The sequence below is a fragment of the Methanotorris igneus Kol 5 genome (assembly GCF_000214415.1).
Lineage (GTDB): Archaea > AGJL01 > Methanococci > Methanococcales > Methanococcaceae > Methanotorris > Methanotorris igneus.
This window is the reverse complement of sequence record NC_015562.1, coordinates 545,021-563,761: the sequence shown is the minus strand read 5'-3', so window position 1 is coordinate 563,761 and position 18,741 is coordinate 545,021. Positions and strand designations below refer to the sequence as shown.

13 protein-coding genes are annotated in these 18,741 nt (G+C 30.1%); 7 read left to right on the top strand and 6 right to left on the bottom strand.

All coding sequences use genetic code 11. The annotated features are described in order from the left end of the window. The first annotated feature begins 31 nt into the window (after positions 1–31). The 3 genes from METIG_RS02735 to METIG_RS02725 all read left to right on the top strand — a co-directional run bounded on the left by METIG_RS02735 (position 32) and on the right by METIG_RS02725 (position 4,108). Positions 32–640, top strand: a complete 609-nt coding sequence (locus METIG_RS02735; protein ID WP_013798717.1) for a TIGR00296 family protein — start codon at positions 32–34, stop codon at positions 638–640. A 454-nt stretch (positions 641–1,094) separates the two neighbouring features. Further along, positions 1,095–2,366: a hypothetical protein gene (locus METIG_RS02730; RefSeq protein WP_013798716.1), complete on the top strand. Its 1,272-nt coding sequence runs from the start codon at positions 1,095–1,097 to the stop codon at positions 2,364–2,366. 29 nt (positions 2,367–2,395) lie between these two features. Further along, the gene (locus METIG_RS02725) at positions 2,396–4,108 is read left to right on the top strand and encodes a hypothetical protein (RefSeq protein WP_013798715.1); all 1,713 of its coding nucleotides are present in this window, start codon (positions 2,396–2,398) and stop codon (positions 4,106–4,108) included. Here the strand turns inward: METIG_RS02725 and METIG_RS02720 are convergent. From METIG_RS02720 to METIG_RS02695, 6 genes are all read right to left on the bottom strand, one after another. Beyond that, the gene (locus METIG_RS02720; protein WP_013798714.1) at positions 4,103–5,188 is read right to left on the bottom strand and encodes a formate--phosphoribosylaminoimidazolecarboxamide ligase; all 1,086 of its coding nucleotides are present in this window, start codon (positions 5,186–5,188) and stop codon (positions 4,103–4,105) included. The two genes, METIG_RS02725 and METIG_RS02720, sit on opposite strands and share 6 nt — an antisense overlap. 131 nt (positions 5,189–5,319) lie before the next feature. After that, the gene (locus METIG_RS02715; protein ID WP_013798713.1) at positions 5,320–6,333 is read right to left on the bottom strand and encodes a FecCD family ABC transporter permease; all 1,014 of its coding nucleotides are present in this window, start codon (positions 6,331–6,333) and stop codon (positions 5,320–5,322) included. Then, positions 6,334–7,377 (bottom strand): FecCD family ABC transporter permease, encoded by a 1,044-nt coding sequence (locus METIG_RS02710; RefSeq protein ID WP_013798712.1) that lies wholly within the window; start codon positions 7,375–7,377, stop codon positions 6,334–6,336. A gap of 184 nt (positions 7,378–7,561) precedes the next feature. Continuing rightward, a complete protein-coding gene (locus METIG_RS02705) occupies positions 7,562–8,893 on the bottom strand; it encodes an ABC transporter substrate-binding protein (protein ID WP_013798711.1) in 1,332 nt (443 codons plus the stop codon). A 179-nt stretch (positions 8,894–9,072) separates the two neighbouring features. Next, positions 9,073–12,516, bottom strand: coding sequence for a CARDB domain-containing protein (locus METIG_RS02700; RefSeq protein ID WP_013798710.1), 3,444 nt, complete (start codon positions 12,514–12,516; stop codon positions 9,073–9,075). Between the two features lie 57 nt (positions 12,517–12,573). Continuing rightward, a complete protein-coding gene (locus METIG_RS02695) occupies positions 12,574–13,926 on the bottom strand; it encodes an ABC transporter substrate-binding protein (RefSeq protein WP_013798709.1) in 1,353 nt (450 codons plus the stop codon). A gap of 154 nt (positions 13,927–14,080) precedes the next feature. Here METIG_RS02695 and METIG_RS02690 point away from each other — a divergent pair, with 154 nt between their 5' ends. From METIG_RS02690 to METIG_RS02675, 4 genes are read left to right on the top strand one after another with little or no spacing between them, the layout of a single operon-like run. Continuing rightward, entirely contained in the window at positions 14,081–14,638 is a 558-nt protein-coding gene (locus METIG_RS02690) for a hypothetical protein (RefSeq protein ID WP_013798708.1), read from the top strand. After that, complete coding sequence (locus METIG_RS02685; RefSeq protein ID WP_013798707.1) at positions 14,631–15,449, top strand: hypothetical protein; 819 nt, start codon at positions 14,631–14,633, stop codon at positions 15,447–15,449. Before METIG_RS02690 ends, METIG_RS02685 begins: the two co-directional genes overlap by 8 nt. 15 nt (positions 15,450–15,464) lie before the next feature. Beyond that, a complete protein-coding gene (locus METIG_RS02680) occupies positions 15,465–17,471 on the top strand; it encodes a PKD domain-containing protein (RefSeq protein WP_013798706.1) in 2,007 nt (668 codons plus the stop codon). A gap of 60 nt (positions 17,472–17,531) precedes the next feature. Beyond that, on the top strand, positions 17,532–18,674 hold the full coding sequence (locus METIG_RS02675; protein ID WP_013798705.1) for an ABC transporter ATP-binding protein: 1,143 nt from the start codon (positions 17,532–17,534) through the stop codon (positions 18,672–18,674). Positions 18,675–18,741 lie beyond the last annotated feature (67 nt).

Here is an 18,741-nt window from a genome sequence, read left to right as displayed (position 1 = left end):
TTAAATCCAAATTTTTTAGTGGGGTGGAAATTTGAAATTGACACTTGAAGAGGGCATATTTGCCGTAAAATTTGCAAGAAATGTAATTGAAAGCCATCTTTCTGGGCGTGATTTAGTTGTAAATAATTATCCGCCAAAATTCAATGAAAAGAGGGGGGCATTTGTAACTCTCCACACATATCCAGGGCATGATTTAAGGGGATGTATTGGAATTCCAGAACCTATTATGCCGTTAATAGAGGCTTTAAAGGAGGCGGCAATAAGTTCAGCTATTAGTGACCCAAGATTCCCACCAGTAACTTTGGAAGAGATGGATAATATAGTTGTGGAGGTTAGTATTTTAACTGCTCCCCAATTAATTAGGGTATCTCATCCAAGAGAATACTTGGAAAAAATTAAAATTGGAAGGGATGGTTTAATTATTGAATATGGGGTTTATAGGGGGTTATTATTACCACAAGTTCCTGTTGAATATAACTGGGATGTTGAAGAATATTTAGCAAACCTCTGTCTAAAAGCAGGGCTGCCACCTGATATGTGGTTGGAAGAGGGAGTTAAAATATATAGATTTGAAGCTCAAATCTTTGAAGAAGTTGAACCAAGGGGAAATATTGTTGAGAAAATTACCTATGTAGAATAGACATATTCAAAAAATTTGATTGGTATCTTTTAGATTTTTCAACCTATGTTTTAAATCCTTTTAAATTGTTTTTAATTGCTTTTATTTTTTGAATTTTAATTGGTATATTAAAATATTTAAATTTAAATAAGAACTATAGTCGTGTGCGTTAGAAGGGTTTTTTTGGCAAAACTGAAAGTTTTGCCGTATGTCTTTTGGCAAAACCTTCGGTTTTGCCGTATTAATGAAGAATAAAGATTATTTAAAAATTCATTAATTCATTAACATATAAATAGGTTTAAATAAATTTGAAAAATTCACACAGCCACCAAAAATTTTGTATCCTTACGAAATATTGCAATTATCATTACTAAGTGGGATTATCAACATAATTTGAATTTCATTAAGTATATATAACAAATATCAGTATAATTCCCAATATCGTAACAAAATTTATACGCATATCGGTGATTTTATGGAATATGGGTTATTAAATAATATCAATCAATTGATACAATCCAACAATTACGGGGAGCGTATTAGCTCTATAAACTTAATCGTCTCTAAAATTGGGGATAAGGAGGTGTTTAAGAAAGTAACTCCTTACTTGGTTAAATTACTCTATGATGAGAATATGTTGGTTAGAGTTAATGCACTAAACTCAATTAAAAAAATTATAAGTGAATATCCCAGCATAATTAATTCACCAGAATTCGAAAAGTTAATTTCTCATGTTTACATACTTGGTTTTACTCAGTGTGGTATTATATCAAAAACGTTAAGTTCATTAATTAATTCAATACCCAAAGATACTATAAAAAATATAGTTACCCAGTTATCATATAACTTGTATTCAAGTGATGGACTTAAAAGATCTTTGGCATTATTTAAAATATCGGCAATATCTCGATATCACCCAGAGTATGTAAAAGATATACTTCCTGAAATTATGTATCTCTTAACAAATGATAAACTTAGGCTAATTCAAATACTTGTGGCTTTAATGCTTGAAGATTTTGAAGGAAAAGAAACAAAAATGATTTTTTCCAAGATTCCAAGATTAAAATATATTCCATTGGATGTTGATGGATTTGGCCTTGAAGTAGATGTACATCCTTTAATAAAAATTTACTTTGGTTCCAAACATATAGGAAAAGAAGAGATTAAAAAAGCCTTAGAATATTTAGATGATAATGATATTATAATAGAGATATTGTCATTAAGTATCATAGAACACAACGTTTGTGCACTTTTTGAACTCTACAACACAAAAGAAATTAGGGATTTTGTGGATAAGATTTTAAATAGGTTACAATGTAGATATGGAATTGTAAGGATATTATCTTACTTAATACTCTCAAAAATTATAGCCTATAAAGACATAAGGAATTATTTGGATGAAGAATTGATAAATCACTGCCTATCAATGCTTTTAGAAAATTGTGAGAAATTTTTAATGGATCGTATCTTTATAAAATGCTATACTTTAGAGGCAATATCTACCATATATACAAATTGTGAGAATCCAAAAATTAAGGAGCGTATAAAAGAATTTTGCAAAAAAATAAACATTAGAGATCTGGCATGTGATCACCAAAATTGTTATGTTTATTCAATTTTGTTGTTGTCATCCATAGGGGAAAATGTGGAAGATTTCATAACTCCAGATGTTTACCCTGACTTTGTGGGGGGGGGGAAGAAGTTGGAAAAAAATCACCTTCTGAGATATTTAGGGATATTGAACTAAAATTAAATAGTGACGATTGGATTGAGAGGTTGACATCAAGCAAAATTTTGGGAGATATTCTTTACAAATTCCCATACTATATAAATGAATACTACCCACTAACAAAGAATATCCTTTCAGATAACATTTGGGTAATTAGGGCCAGAGGTGCTTGGATTTTAAGGATAATTAATTATAGGCAATACTACATACCCAGAGAAGATTTGATTAAAATTTTTGAATATAGTCATGATTGGTACCCTGATGTTGTTATTGAGTATCTGTTGTTATATGCAAATATATTAAAGCGTAGTTATGGGGAATTAATTAAAGATGAGGTTTTTAAGAATTTCATGTTATCCTCAATAATTGCAGCATATTTATTAAATGACAATAAGGTTGTTAAATCCCTTGCTAAATACCTAATTAAAAAATTTCCTGAAATGGAATATGTAACTAATTACTTTGAAAATGATGTTTTAGGAAAATTAGAAATCTTAGAAAGATTAATGAAAAACCCTGCGTTTAGAGAACCAGCATTTATAAAAATAAAATTATGGTTAAGTGAGGAAATAAAGGCAAATAATGAAGAAACCGTCGAACATATTCTTAAATTTATTAGAGATAAATATTTTGCACCCATATCGTTTGTTGTATATGAATTAATAAAACTTTATGATGGATATGAAATTGCAAAAGAGGTTGTAGATGAGATATTATCCAATCACCCCGAATTTATTGAATATTATTTTGAATATCTATGCATATGGATTGATAAATACCCAATCCCAATAAAAAGGAAGATTTTAAAAGAAATACTTTCCTATGTCAATTTTGGAATAGAACTAAGTAACAAGATGCTAAACAAATTAAAAAACATGGTAATTTATGAAAGGGATAAGGTATCATTAAATACAATTATGGAAATACTTAATATTGCAGGTGATGAGGAAGGGAAGTTGTTGGTAAAAGAAAGAAAATCATCTTACAAAAACAAATATGAGATGGTTATAAAAAATATTATTAAAAATAAGAACATAGATGAAATCAAGGAAATTTTAAGTGATAATACCATTATACCAAAGGTTATCCTTTTTGATCATTTTATAAAGTTGATAGAAAGTAAGAATCAAGAATTTATAGAATTTTTTGGTGAATATTCAAATATTATCTTTGAGCAGATATGTTCATTAATTGATAAGAACCACCATATTGTTTTAGAAAAGATAAAGAAATTTATGACCATTTTAATAATCTCAAATCCCAATTTATTTAAGTTGTGGATAATTAATCACCACCACAAAATCCAAGAAAAATGCATAAACTTCCTAAAAAACCTATTAAAAGAACTTTATACTGGGGCTAAAATTGGGTTGTTAGATATTCTTGAGGATGCCTTAGATAGGGGTTATTTCGAATTGGTATATAACTTTTTACCAGAAATCCTTAAACTCCTAAGCCATAATATGTGGGAGATAAAGTATCGTGCCTTAAAATTGATAATGGCCTTAAACATTAAAAAAGGAGATGTTGATGATGTTGTTTTGGATATATTAAAGAGTTTTGAAAATACAGATGAGGACTTTAAATTGTATCTACTTAGGGCACTGAGGGATTTACCAACCTCAAAGAAACATAAAGAAAAGGTTATTGATTTGTTAAAAGGTTTAGAAATTCCTAATGAATACATAAAAACCATTATAAAAGAAATATATGAAGAATATTCTAAAAACAATAAACATAATTTTAAAAATGAATTATGAGATAATCTTATCTATCATATCTAACTCTAAGGCCATCCTTATCTCTCTTGCTATTCTCTGTCCCATGCTTAATGGTTCTCCATGGTATAAGAAGGAGTAAGCACTTCCATTCATGAAACTGTTTGTTCCTCCATCAATTCTTGCACTCATTTCAAACACTACTAACTCCAAATTCTCATTACACAAACTCTGCAAACAGAATGGGCCAATCATTCCTGGTGGAACGATTTCTTTTGCCTTTGCAACTAATTTGTCACCCATTTCAAACACTTGTGGCAACAAACTCTCTCTAATAACGACTGGAATGTTCCCAGTTATAACATAGGATGCATTGAGATCCATTTCTAATTGGTCTTTTGCAGGAATCCTGACGAGTCCATCTATATTGCTCTCATACCTCCTATCCATTCCCATAAGTTCGACTTCATCTTTTAGTGGTGAGTAAAAGTAGTGGATACAGAAGTTTGTCCCTACAACATACTCCTCAATATGTGCTTTCTCAATGTCTTCATCGGTTAAGATTCCTTTTTCCTTTAATTGCTTTACTTTGGCATCGAATTCCTCTTTTGATGAACAGACGAAGTAACCTTTTCCTCCTCTTGCCCCTGGGAATTTAACCATAACTGGCCCATCTATCTCATCTGGGCTGTTGTATTTTTTTGGTAATCTTAGACCACTTTCCCTCAAAAGTTTTCCTTCCAAATCCCTCTCCGCTTCCCATCTTAATATTTTTCTATTACCGAACATTGGAACTCTGAAGTTGTTTTCAACATTATCTAATCCACAGTATGCAATGAAGGAACCGTGTGGGACTATTATAGCATTCATTTCTCTCAACTTTTCTTGGACTTCTTCTTTTGATATGTCAGCAAAGTTGTCAATGTATATGTATTTGTCAGCAACTTTAAACCTCTTGTAAGGGACGTCTCTCCCCTTAACTGTAATAACAGCTGTTGAGAATCCTTCCAATTTTGCCCCTTTTAAGATATGTAATGCTGTGTGGCTACCGAGTGTTGCAATGGTTATTTCATCTTTGTTGTATCCCTCAAAAATTTCCAACATTTCTTCCCTTGAAATCATATTTTCACCATCTTAAAAACCTATTTATAACAATTAATCATGATAAATTATTTATGCATCATAATTTTTATAAGTTTTTATCCACTTATGCGAAAAATTAATATACGGCAAAACTCAGAGTTTTGCCAAAATTATAGAGCCATATTTTTTTCTGACTTATATATTAAATAAACTACCAACAACCCACCTAACAAATCTAAGATAGATTTTACAGGAACTACTCTTGGAGCAAATAGTTTTATTGACACTAAATAACACATTAGTGAAATAACCATTCCAATTAACATTGATGCAGGAATTGTCCATCTGTGGTCTGATGTTTTCATCAAAATCCTTGCAATATATGGAGAGGCAATTCCAATAAATGGAATTAAACCTACAAATGGTATTACCACACCAACAATAAAACCTGAAAGGAATAAAATTATTATTCTAACTTGTTTTATATTCAAACCAAAACTTTTTGCATAATTTTCACCAAACAATAAGGCATTTAAGTGTTTTGAGAGTAAATAGGATGAAATCAGAAAGATTAATGAACAAACTACCATTAATTTTATGTCTTCCCATCCTGTACCTGAAAAACTGCCTTGTAGATACATCCAAAATTCTTGAATTTGCACGTTATCTGCAAAATTTATGAGATAACTTTCAATCCCGTAATAGAAATATCCAAACAACAACGTACAAACCAACACTCCACTAACATCCTTTATTTTTGAAGCAAGAAACAATATAATAACCAATGCTATAGCAGCTCCTATCCAGCCACCCACAACATAATCAGATACCCCCAAAAAACTTGAAAATGAAAATCCAAGGAATATAGTAATTGCCACCCCAAGAACAACCCCACTTGAAATGCCTGTTGTGTAAGGAGAAGCTAAAAGATTCCTAAATAATGTTTGAAGCTTTAATCCAGAAACAGACAAAACTGCACCAACTATTATGGCAGTTATTAATGGTGGAATTCTAATTTTCCATATTAATATATCTTTAAATTTATCTCCAGTACTTCCATACAACAAAAAATTCTTGACATCTTCCATACTTATCGATTTTGCATTTCCTCCTTTAAAAATTCCATAGACAAAGAGTGAAGAAGTTAATATCACTAACAACAAAATAATAAGAGTTTTTCTCATTTAAATCCCCATAATTTTTCTTTTTATGTATATGATTATAGCAATTGGAGATCCTATTATTGCCAAAGGACACATTAAAGGCAATTCTGAACTTGTTGTTGGAATTACAATACCTGGCCTCACAAGAATATCTGCCACTATTAAGAAAATTGCCCCAATTAACATGGCGTTTGGGATTACATAAATGTGTTTTGACGTTCCACACAACAATCTTGCAGTTATTGGACATACCAACCCAATAAACCCTATAGGTCCAGCAAATGCTACAATAGTTGCCGTAATCATGCAAGATATTAAAATAATCAAAATTCTTAATTTTTTAATATCAATTCCTACACTTTTTGCGTAATTTTCTCCAAGTAAATAGGCATCAAGGAATTTTGATAAAGAGTATGTTATAAAGCAGCATATAACTACTAAAACTCCCATTATTAATGACTGTTTCATTGTTAATGAACTCAAAGAACCGTATCCCCACATCATAAAACTTGCTAAAACATCATTGTTAACCCCAACAAAATCACTAAATGCAATAACAATTGTAATTAATCCAGATGAAATATAACCTATCATAAGACCAACAATTAAAAGTGTAGTAATCTGTTTAACCTTCTTTGCGAGAGATAATACAACAAACATGGATAATAATGAACCTAAATAAGCAGATATAATAAATCCCCATATGGAGTGGGGTATGCCAAATTTGAAGAGTAAAGATGTAAAAACATAAAGTGCTACTCCTAAAGAGGCCCCACCCGATACTCCTATTAGGTAGGGGTCTGCAAGAGGATTTCTAAACAAACTTTGCATTAACAAGCCTGCAACAGCCAACCCCATTCCTGCAAATACCGCTCCAACAGTCCTTGGTATTCTGCACTTTTCAATTATTTTATCATATATGGGATTTCCAGTAGTGCCTTCTAAGACATAGTTGTAAAAATTTTTTGGTTCTATTTTAATAGTTCCGTTTGTTATACTCAATATTAACAAAGAAAATAATATAAATAAAAGAAATATCGAGAGTAAGCCCACTCTAATTTTCAAAATGTATCACCTTATTCAACTTCAATGATTATATATAATATTGTTATTATATTTATTTTGAAAAAATATAAAAATATGTTAAATTTATAAATTTAAATTTTAAGTAAAAAAGTTAAAAAATATTAAAACATTTTTTATGGACTTGGTTCCTAAAAAATTAATATGCTATATATCAAAAATTGGATTATTTCAACTTCTTGAAGTAATGTAAGTTGCTATCTCCACCATCAAAGCATTCTGGATGTATCATCCTTGCAAAATCTTCCATTAATAAGTCCATATTTACATTTCCATCATATGAGTAACTGAATTTTGTTGTATATACCCTCTTTGCACTGTCTAATACTGGTGCTAAGTCAGGTCTTCTTTCTTTTAATTCATCAAGTGTGTCCATTGGCTCATTCAGTGAGTTCCAGTTCATGTAAATGAACACATCACATCCATTAATATGTTCCAAGGTTGTTTCTTTGTCAAGATTTACATAAGAAGTTCCTGGAATATCAAGGAAGCAGTAATCTCCTTTAACATCCAATATCCATTTTGCATAGTAGTTTTGGGCACAATATACCCAAGGTCCAGAATATGGTGACCAGTAGAGCATAGCAACTTTTGGTCTGTAAGCGGCGTTTCTTGTTTTTCTTATTAATTCATTTCTCTTTTCCCAAACTTTTTGTAAGAAATCATTTCCTTTCTTGTCTAAGTTATAAAATGCAGCATAAACTTTTGCCCATTCTGCCTTTGCAAGGAAGTCAGGTTCATTTGATTCAACAGTTACTAAATAATTCATACCTAAATCTGAAACTGTATTCATATCCGTAGCTAAATAACCATGGGTCCACGCAAGGAATACTATATCTGGACTTATGTTCAATAAAGCCTCTTTATCTATAGCACCCCATTTTCCAATTGGAACAATATTTCCATTATCGACATAAGATTTTAATTTGGGGAATACTCCATAATCCTTTATTTTGGTGTATGTATATTCAGATACCCCTCTTATAGATTCCCTTACACTGTCGTTATCTAATGCTTCAAGCATTGCTACTTGGAATGCACTTAATGTAGCAACTTTTTTTACAGGAGCGTAGATGACTTTTACATCAGAAGGTAAATTGCTTGGTGGTTCTTCTCCTTCTCTTACAATGCAGTATTTATTATATATCTCATTTCCGTATTTTGTTGTTATAATTTTATATGCCCAATTATCATCATAACTTACTGGATTTCCATTTGCGTCATAATATTCTATTTCAAAGTTTTTAGCGAATACTACAGGTTCTCTCCACTTTTGGTAGTTGTTAAATAGATACACAACATCTGCAATATCAACTGAATTATCACAGTTTAAATCTCCTTTTTCTAATCCAACGTCCCTATGCTTAAAAAGATATACTACATCTGCAATATTTATTGAACCATCCCCATTTACATCTCCAATATTTTCTCCAAATACTATTGGTGTTAATAAAATCATCAACATAGCTGAAAGTATTTTAAGTATTTTTTTAACCATCGCTATCCACCCCATAATTATTAAAACCTTATGTCAATAATTTTATTAAATAACATTGTAGTAATAATTTGATAAAATAGATATATATAATTTATGATTTATTTTTTTAAATACTGTTAAAAGTAGGAATAAAATTTAGATTTTTATGATTACAAAACAAAAATAATATTGTAGAAAATTTATGGCTTTTCAATCTTCACAGCCTTCCCATCTTTCCATTCTACGAATATTGGCTCATCTGGAATATCATCTAATGTTTTGAAGTATTCAACCGCTGCCTTTGTTCCCCATCTGTCTGAACCTGCTAATAAGATAACTGTATGACCGTTTATTATTTGTTTCTCAATAACCCCTCTATTCTTACCTGGATAGTCATTAGTTACTTTAACTGGGAACGTCCAAAGGTATTTTTTAACTACTGGGTTAGCTACTGGCCCTCCAATTAAAATACAATCTTCTTTTATTTCTAATGACTGATTCACTAATTCAGTGGTATTCTTAAGGTATTTTGCAGATAAGTTGTTATCTACTTCTGAGCCGAGGATTATCTTAGCCTTATAAACCATTTCTTTTATCTTCTCTGATTTTATATCTTCTGCTACTCCTGGGTATTGCTCAATAGCTCTGTGATGGCCTCCTCCACCGCTGTAGTAAGTTGTAGTTGTTGATGTAGATACTGGTAATGTTGCTGCAAGCTCAATGCTTACTTCTGGGTCTTTAATTAAGGTTATCTCTAACACTCCACTAACCGGAATTCTATACCATCCAATTGTACTTGTTATATCGTTTTCTTTTAAGGTTATGTTTTCTGTTCCGTTGTTTATGGTTATTTCTTTAACTTTTAAAGTTCCTATTGGAATTCTTATTATGGTAAATCCTTTATTGGATATATTTTCTACTTTAAGTTTTACTTTTGCTTTTATAACTTTCTCATTTCCAATAATTTCTACTTTTGGTTCTTCTTTTGTTATATTTGTTATGTTAAATCCAACACATAATACTGGCTTAATATCTTCTGTTATTTTATTTAGTGTTTCATTTAACTCTTTTTCATTGTCAATAACTTTTGTGATTTCACTTAGAGATTCTGCTTCGTTAGAAATTAAACTCATCGTTGATATAACATCATCCGTAATGTTTATTGATAAGTTTTCACTAACTTTTGGAATAGTAATCTCATCCGCCACATTTCCAATTTTAATAGGCAATGCTGTTATGTTAATATTTCCAACAGATTCTAACTTCACATTGTCAATATCCACTTTATCAAGTACATCTGCTTCAATATGCAGACCTTTAAAGACTTTTTGTAAGTTTTCATCTAATATTGTGTTGTTGATAAATACTCTCTCAAACTTATATCCATCTTTGTCTGATAAAACCATGTACTTCAATATTGCTGAGTAACTTTTATTTTCATCAATTATCTTAAATGTTATGTTTGCTATTTTGAAGTTTCCAGATTTTGTGAAATTGTATCCTGTAAATATTAATTCATTGTTGTTTATTGTGTAGTTGTTTGTTCCAATAAGCTTTATGCTTTCAATCTTTAAGTTTTTGAATATCAACTTTCCATCATATCCACTACATAATCTTTCATTTATTCCATTAACTTCTATTGTAGCATTAAATGTTCCATTGACAATTGGTGTTGTGTTATATATATTAACCCAAACTGGGATTTCAACAACATTTATTTTCTTAACAAGCTTGTTATCGCTTTCATTTTCTTCTTTAATTGCATTATTTGGATCAGCTAATGCCACTATTGTGAATGTTTTTATATCATCTGGAGTCCAATTGAGTGTTATCGTTTTACTTTGGCTAATATTTAATCCATTAACAGTTACTTTTCCAATTTCTTCAGTGTCTGCATACAACACAATATCGAATGGTTTTGCGTCTTGATGTCCATTGTTTGTTACTGTAATGTTTATTGTTGTTGGAATTCTGTATATTGATGGATTTGGTACATTAATGTTAGCTATTTTAATGTTTGGTCCTTGTACAACAATGTTTACTTTGTTTGTTGATATTTTATTGAATTTATAACCATTTATGTCAGATACAACTAAATCTGACAATTCAATATCTGAGTTTCCAACATCTAATGCCTCGAACTTAGCAGTTGCAACAACGATGGAATGGTTAATAATTCCATCCATTAATTTGAATATTACTTTATCATTTTCATATGTTACATTTTGTAACAATGTTCCATTTATTTCAGATGAATTTATAAGGAATGTGAAGTTTATGCATTTTAATATCTTAGGATTATATGTTAAAACTCCCTCTATTGCCTTTGCAGGTCTGTCAGATGTTATGTTGTTTAATGTTATATTTACTTCAAAAGTTTTTTCAGTTTTTGTTAAGTTTGTTGATGATATTAAATTTACACTTATTGGCTCCTCTGTAGCATATAATTTAATAACATATTTGTTATTATTTTCATTAATCTCTTTTACATCATTGGCACAATCGACTAAGGCACAAAGTGTATAATTCCTTTCCTCCATAGGCATGAATGTAAAGTTTATTTCCTTAACTTCCCCAACATTTAATCCATTAACTGTGGAGGTTCCTATTTCATATGTATCTGCCAACAACTTAACTGAGAAGTTGCCTGTTACATTTCTCTCTCCAATATTCTTTATTAATACAGGTATTGTGTTATTTGTATATGCTTTTAGTGATACTGGAATTATTTCCTCCACTACTAAATCAGGCCCCGGAATTATTATTGTGGTTGCATTTGATGAAATGCCCTTTACGTAACTTCCATTAATATCTTCCATATAGATATTATCCAATTTTACTGTGGTATTTCCAACATTTATCACATTGTAGGTGATGTTAATTGTGAAGTTTGTTGATTGGTTTAAATTGCTTATTTTGAAAAAGTTGTTTGAACTGTTGAAGAAAACATTTCCTACACTTGATGATATATTGAAAGGCTCTAACATATTTTTATCGAATGACAATGTTCCTTCAATTGTCTTTAAAGTTTTATTTTCTTTTGGAGCAACAACCACTGAAATGGTTACATTATCTCCAAGTTCTGCATTTACAGTTTTAGGTACTAATAAGTCGGCAATAGGTTCTACAACTATTTTTACATGTGAATTTTTCAAAATTAAGTTGTTATTACTAACTTTCCATGTATAATCTCCATCTGAATTTGAAACTACTGTTCCCCCTAAGGTAACTTCTGTATCTGATTGTTCTAATGCTTTAAATCTTAAAGTAGCTATTGTAAAGTTTCCATGTAGAGGATTGCTAAACCATATAGATATCCATATTCTTCCGTTACTCACAGAAATACTTTTATCTTTTATATTATTGGTTATATCACCACTTAAGACGATGTCATTCTCAGATATATTCAATGCACTTGAGTTAAAATAAATATAGGTTTCAATTCCACTACAATATCCTGAATAGTTATTGTATCCATCAGAAATAGTTCCATTTGGAACATTTTTTACTTCTAAGGTTAAATTAAAACTCTGCCCTAAATTTACATTTAAATTAGATGGGACTAATTCTACTGTTACATTTTCACCATACACTCCCATAAGAGATATAACCAAAATCGATAATAACGCTGTTTTCCATTTCATCCCACTGTCACCTTTAAAATTTTTAAAGTAAAAAGAAACTGGGAAATTTATAATCCATTATTCTGCTGTATATGGTTCAGCAGTATTTGTATTTGGATCATATTTGAGGAAGTAATGGGTGGTTCTTCCTTTAAACACTTCAGGGTGTATTATTGTTGCTAAATCGTACAGTACTTCATCCGTATTCATCAATCCAAGTTGCCAATAATCACCACTTATGCAGAACAATCTACCATTCTGCACAGCTTTGAAGTTCTCGTATCCTGGATGGTCTTCTTTGAAGTTTGACAACCATGCTGTGCTTGATGGAATCACCCAAATATCTGCATCTTTTGCTCTTTCTGCAAAGGTCTCATAACTTATGCACTCGCTGCCAGTTCCTGGAATGTCTTTGAATATATAATCTCCTTTGCAGTCTTCCATTATTCCCTTAGCCACATAAGATTGTGCTTTAGGTACGTAGGTTCCTCCATAACTTGGGTAATTCTTACCCCATGCCACTAATGGCCTATCACAGTTTCTTGTTAATCTTTTAACGTTCAATGCTCTCTTTTCTATTCTTGTGAAGTATTTGCTTGCAACGTCTTCCTTGTTGTAAAATGCTGCAAACATCTTTACCCATTCACATCTTGCAAGATAGGAATTTTCTAAGTATTCTGCATCAGCAACGTAAGTTAAATTAAGTTCTTTACATTTTTCAATTATTTTATCTCCACTGTATCCTGGATAGACAAATACAACCTGTGGTGAGATATTGATGATCAAGTCATAATTTGGATTCCATGATGAACCAACGTCAATTATTGAGCCATTATTAAGCCCTTCTTCAATGTCTTTAAAGTACCACTTGTATGTTCCTCCCCACATTATTCCCTTCACTGAACTGATTACTGAACCGTCATTGTTTAGTGGTTCCATTAAAGCTATGTGGGTAGAACTCATTACAACGACCTTTTTTAATGGAACATTAATTACCTTGTCGTATTTTCCTTCAGCCCAGGAAGGAATTGGCTGAGTTTCATTTTTTAATAAAAATCTCTGCCCAGTGGCATCTTCAACTATTTTATAAGCATAGCTTTCTCCATTGTATGGATTTACTATATTTCCATTTTCATCATAGTACGTTATTTTTATATTTTGGGCGTAGTGAATTGGCTCCCTCATTTTTTGATAATTAACAAAGAGATAAACGACGTCGGCAATATCTATACTATTATCTGCGTTTAAATCACCATCTTCTATGTTGAGGTCTCTATGTTTGAAGAGATAAACCACATCTGCAATATTAATGGAACCATCCTTATTTACATCACCCAATCTATAGTTGTAATCACCTTCTGCATATACAGGCACTAATAGTAAGAAAACGGTAAGTAATATATACCCAGTGGTATTAATATTTTTCGGCATCATACCACCATTTAACATTTATATTAGATTATTATTATTTTAAACAAATGGTTAATAGTATTAAAAAAATCTTTAGTTAAGATTATAGCAATAAGTATATATATTTTACGGTAATTTTTATTATTAATAAAGTAATCTTTAATTTGGTGATAACATGAAAAAGTTTGCTGCATTACTGATTCTTCTTATACTTCCAACATGCATGGCAATAGATATTTCAGTAAACGCCCCTCCTAAAGTTAAAAAAGGAGATTTATTTACTGTAGAAGTTTACGCAAATAATGTTTCAAGTTGTGGAGGTTTAGAATGTAATATTTACCTTTCTGATAACCTTGTAGTAGATGATGTGATTACATATGATGTTGGAGCAGATTATAACTTAACAATGACAATGAATAAAAACAGGAGTGCAGCAATACAGTATGCTTTTTTAACAAATCCAAAAAATGAAGACTTTAAAGTTGGCGAATTCAAAATAAAAGCCATAAAAAGTGGAAATGCAACAATAACAATAAAGGCAGTAGCCTCAGATAGTGAAGGAAATGCTATTAAAATTCCTCAAAAAACAGTAAATCTAAAAATAACATCCAATTCTACTCAAAAAACAGAAAAAAATGATTCATTTTTATTTAATCCAATAACGATTATATTTGCAGTTCTTTTAGTAGGATTGGTGGCCTACATTATAAAAAAGGTGGTAGGTAATGAATAAGCGTTTTTTAGTTCTTTTAACCCTTATTTCTATTTTTTTAGATATTTCTTATGCAGAGGATATCTACGTTAAATTAGTCCCTGAAAAGGTTGTTTCAAATGGAGAGATTATTAAATTTAACATAACGGTAGAAAATATCCCAAAAATTGGTGAAATTAAAGACGAGTACAATGGAATGGAAGATGGTGGATGCCGTGGAGTTAGTATTTGTATAAATTACTCTGATTATTTAAAGCCATATGGGTTTAATTGGAGTGATATTTGTAAAAAAGAGAAATTAAAATCCTATGAATTTAAAGATGGTGTATTTAATGCTAAAGTTGTTTTTGATAAGCCTATTGAAGAAGATTTTTGTATTGGAGAAGTGATGTTTATTCCAATTAAAGAAGGAGAAGTTCAATTAAATTTATCAGGGTCTGTCAGTTCAACATTGGGTTATAAGTATGATGGAGTTAATGAATATTATGATTATTACACTAAAACATTCAAAAAATATCCAAATACAAAATTCCTCGGAGCAAATATAACAATAAAAAGCGCTGGGAATGTAACAAATACAACGATGAAACTGAAAGAAGATGTGGAAGAATATGAATCATCTTCATCATCAACAATAATAAACAGAATCTACATAACTCCCAATATAAAGGAACCGGAAGTTATTGTTAAGGAAATTAATCTAACAGAATATCAACCAATAGTTAATGTAGTTGTGGAAAAAAAGGGTAGTTTTAAATTTTTGGGTTTTAATTTGTTATCTGGAATATTGGCTGGGATTCTTTTTGGCTTTATCCTATCAAAATTTAGATAATATTGGGGGATAATGATGAAGTCGAAATTTCCAATGTTATTTATAATTTTATTTTTACCTCTTCTATTCCGTGTGAGTGGAGATGAAGTTATATTAACTCCTGAAAATGTTAGTGTAAGTGAGTATGACTACTTTAATTTAACATTATATGCAAATGTATCAGAAAATTTAGGCGGATTTGAAGATATTATCTATTTTCCAAGTGCATTAAACATAACTAAGGATGACATTGTTTTAAGTGATATAGCCAATAATGCAAACTTGAAAGATATTTCTGTAAGTAATGGAAAAATATCCATATCACTTGTATGGTTTGATAACCCTCCACATGGAAACTTTACAATAGCAACTTTAAGATTTAAGGCATTAGATAACGGAACATACACAATAACTCAAAAACCTAAGTTATCAGATGTAAATGGAAATACCTTAGATGCAACCTACAACTCTGTTGAAGTAAATATTGTTGGGTTAAATTCAACGGTTGTTGAGATAACCCCCATAAATCCAAAGTTAAATGAGAATTTTGATGTTCTCATTTCAATAAAAAACGCAAAAGAAAATACATACAATATAACTGGAACAATATATTACCCAAATTTAAGCATTGTAGGTTTAAACTTCTATTATTTAGAAAATAACATTTCAAATGTAGATTTGAATTTAAACAATAATAGTTTAAATTTCTTTGCTAAGTTAAATACCTCAAAAGAAAATTTTGATTTGATGAAATTGACATTCTTCACAAGTAAAGAAGGAACTTACATAATTAACGCATCTATAAAAATAAATGGGAACAATACAATTATAAAACCAGCAAACTTCACAATTGGTGGAGCTAATGTAGAAAGTTATGTAGGTTTTTCAACAACTGAAAAGAACATCTCTTATGGAGACAAAGGATTCATTTACATTGAAGCAAAAAACTTAAATGCAAATATATCTGAAATTAAGGGAAAAATAATCTATAACTCAACATTATTGAAAATTAGTGATATATCAACAAGTTTATCCACTATAGATAAAAATTGGACAGTTGAAAACGACACAATAGATTTTGACATTAAAATAAATGGAACTACAAGTGGAAATTTTAGCATTTTATCTTTTTGGATAGAACCAATAAAAAATGAAAATGTAACAACAGAGATAAAAATCTCTCAGATTTATTTGTTTGATGAAAATGGGATTGTTGAAGTTCCATTAAAAGATAAAAAAATCATCCACATAATTCCAAGGGAAAACAACACCCCACCAAAGGCATATTTTGTATTTGAGATAGTTGATAACTATGATGTTAACTTCTATTCCTTGTGTTATGATAATGAAGGGGATAAACTTAACTACTATTGGGAGTTTGGTGATAACTCAACTTCAACAAATGCAAATCCTTCCCATAGATATAAAAAAGAAGGAATTTATCTTGTAAGATTAAAGGTTAATGATACATTTGGAGCTACTTCATATGATGAATGTCTAATTGAGATAAAAAAGTTAAGTCCAATAAATGTTACACTTAGCAATAAAACAATACACTCCAATGAATCCAATGTAACAATATTTTGCAATATTACCTTAACAAATCCATTCTCTGAAAAAATTTATGGATATATTTACTTTTCAGATTATTCTAACTACAATCCTGCTAAAACACATATTTCATTTGAATTACTACCAAATGAAACAAAATCATTTTCAATTCCAATAAATATCTCAAAAAGTACTCAAATAAAAGGATATGTTGAATATCATTTACCTTATAAAAGATTAGTTAAATACATATGGAATTTTAAAGAAAATATTGAAGTTATTAGTCCAAAAATGATAAAGTTTAACGATTATCATTATAATTTAACAATCAACCAGTCAAAAGTTATCATAAAAGTAAATAAAATTGTAAAAAATTACACGATCACAAAAAAAGTTGAAATTGAGGATGATATTGCAAATACTGTAGTTTCTTTAATTGGATTTTTGATAGGATTGCTATTAATTTATAAAAGAGAATTGTTATTCCCATAAAAATTACATAATTTTTTCTTTTTTAGTTTTTAGCAAAATTATAATATTAGTGGTGATTAAATGTTAAAAACAGAAAATCTTGCCGTTGGATATCATAAGAGGGTTGTTGTTAATAATGTAAACTTAGAAGTTAAAGAAGGGGAAATTTTGGCAATAATAGGCCCAAATGGAGTTGGAAAATCAACACTGTTAAAGTGTATAGCAACATATTTAGAACCCATAAAAGGAGTTGTTTATTTGAATTCAAATATAATACATAGACTAAAACCTTCTCAACTTGCTAAAAAAATGGCCGTGGTTTTAACAGAGAGGGTAAATCCTGGAAATTTAACAGGATTTGACATAATTGCAATAGGGAGGCATCCATATACAGATTTATTTGGAAGATTATCAGAGAAAGATAAGGAAATTATCATAAATTCTGCAAAGGCGGTTAATGCACTACATCTACTTGAAAAAAACTTCCTTGAAATGAGTGATGGGGAAAGGCAGAAGATAATGATAGCAAGAGCTCTTGCTCAGGAACCAAAGGTTTTAATTTTAGATGAACCTACATCCTTCTTAGATGCAAGACATAAGATAGAACTTACTTTGTTGCTGAGAAAATTAGCAATAGAAAATAATCTTGCCATAGTTGTGACAATTCATGACATAGAGCTTGCTTTAAGAATTGCTGACAAAATAGCACTAATCAAAGATGGCAAAATAATAGCTTATGGACATCCAGAAGATGTTATGGATAAAGAAACAGTAAATAACCTTTACAATATAAAAAATGCAAATTTCTGCAAAGAAATTGGTTACTTTGAATTAAAAAATGAAAATACTGCCGACAAAAAAGTTTTTGTTGTTTGTGGTGGGGGTAGCGGGGCGAATGTTTTAAGATATTTAGTTAAGAGCGGGTATAAAATTTATTGTGGGGTTTTACATGAGAATGACATTGACTATATTGTAGCAAAAACAATGGAAGTTGAGATTATTAAAGAAAAGGCATACCAACCAATTTCGGAGGAAAACTACATAAAAGCATTAAACTACTTAAAAATGTGTGATGTTGTAATAGATACCAACTTTCCAATTGGAGAAATGAATAAATTAAATTTAAAACTTATAGAAGAAGCTAAGAAGAGCAATAAAAAAGTTATTAAATTTAATGGAAGTATTAAAGATTTAAAAAATCAACTATTATCAAAACTCATCTAAAAATCAATAAAAGAAAAAAAGAAAAATAAATAAAAGATAAGAGATAAAAACAAAATAGGATATTAAT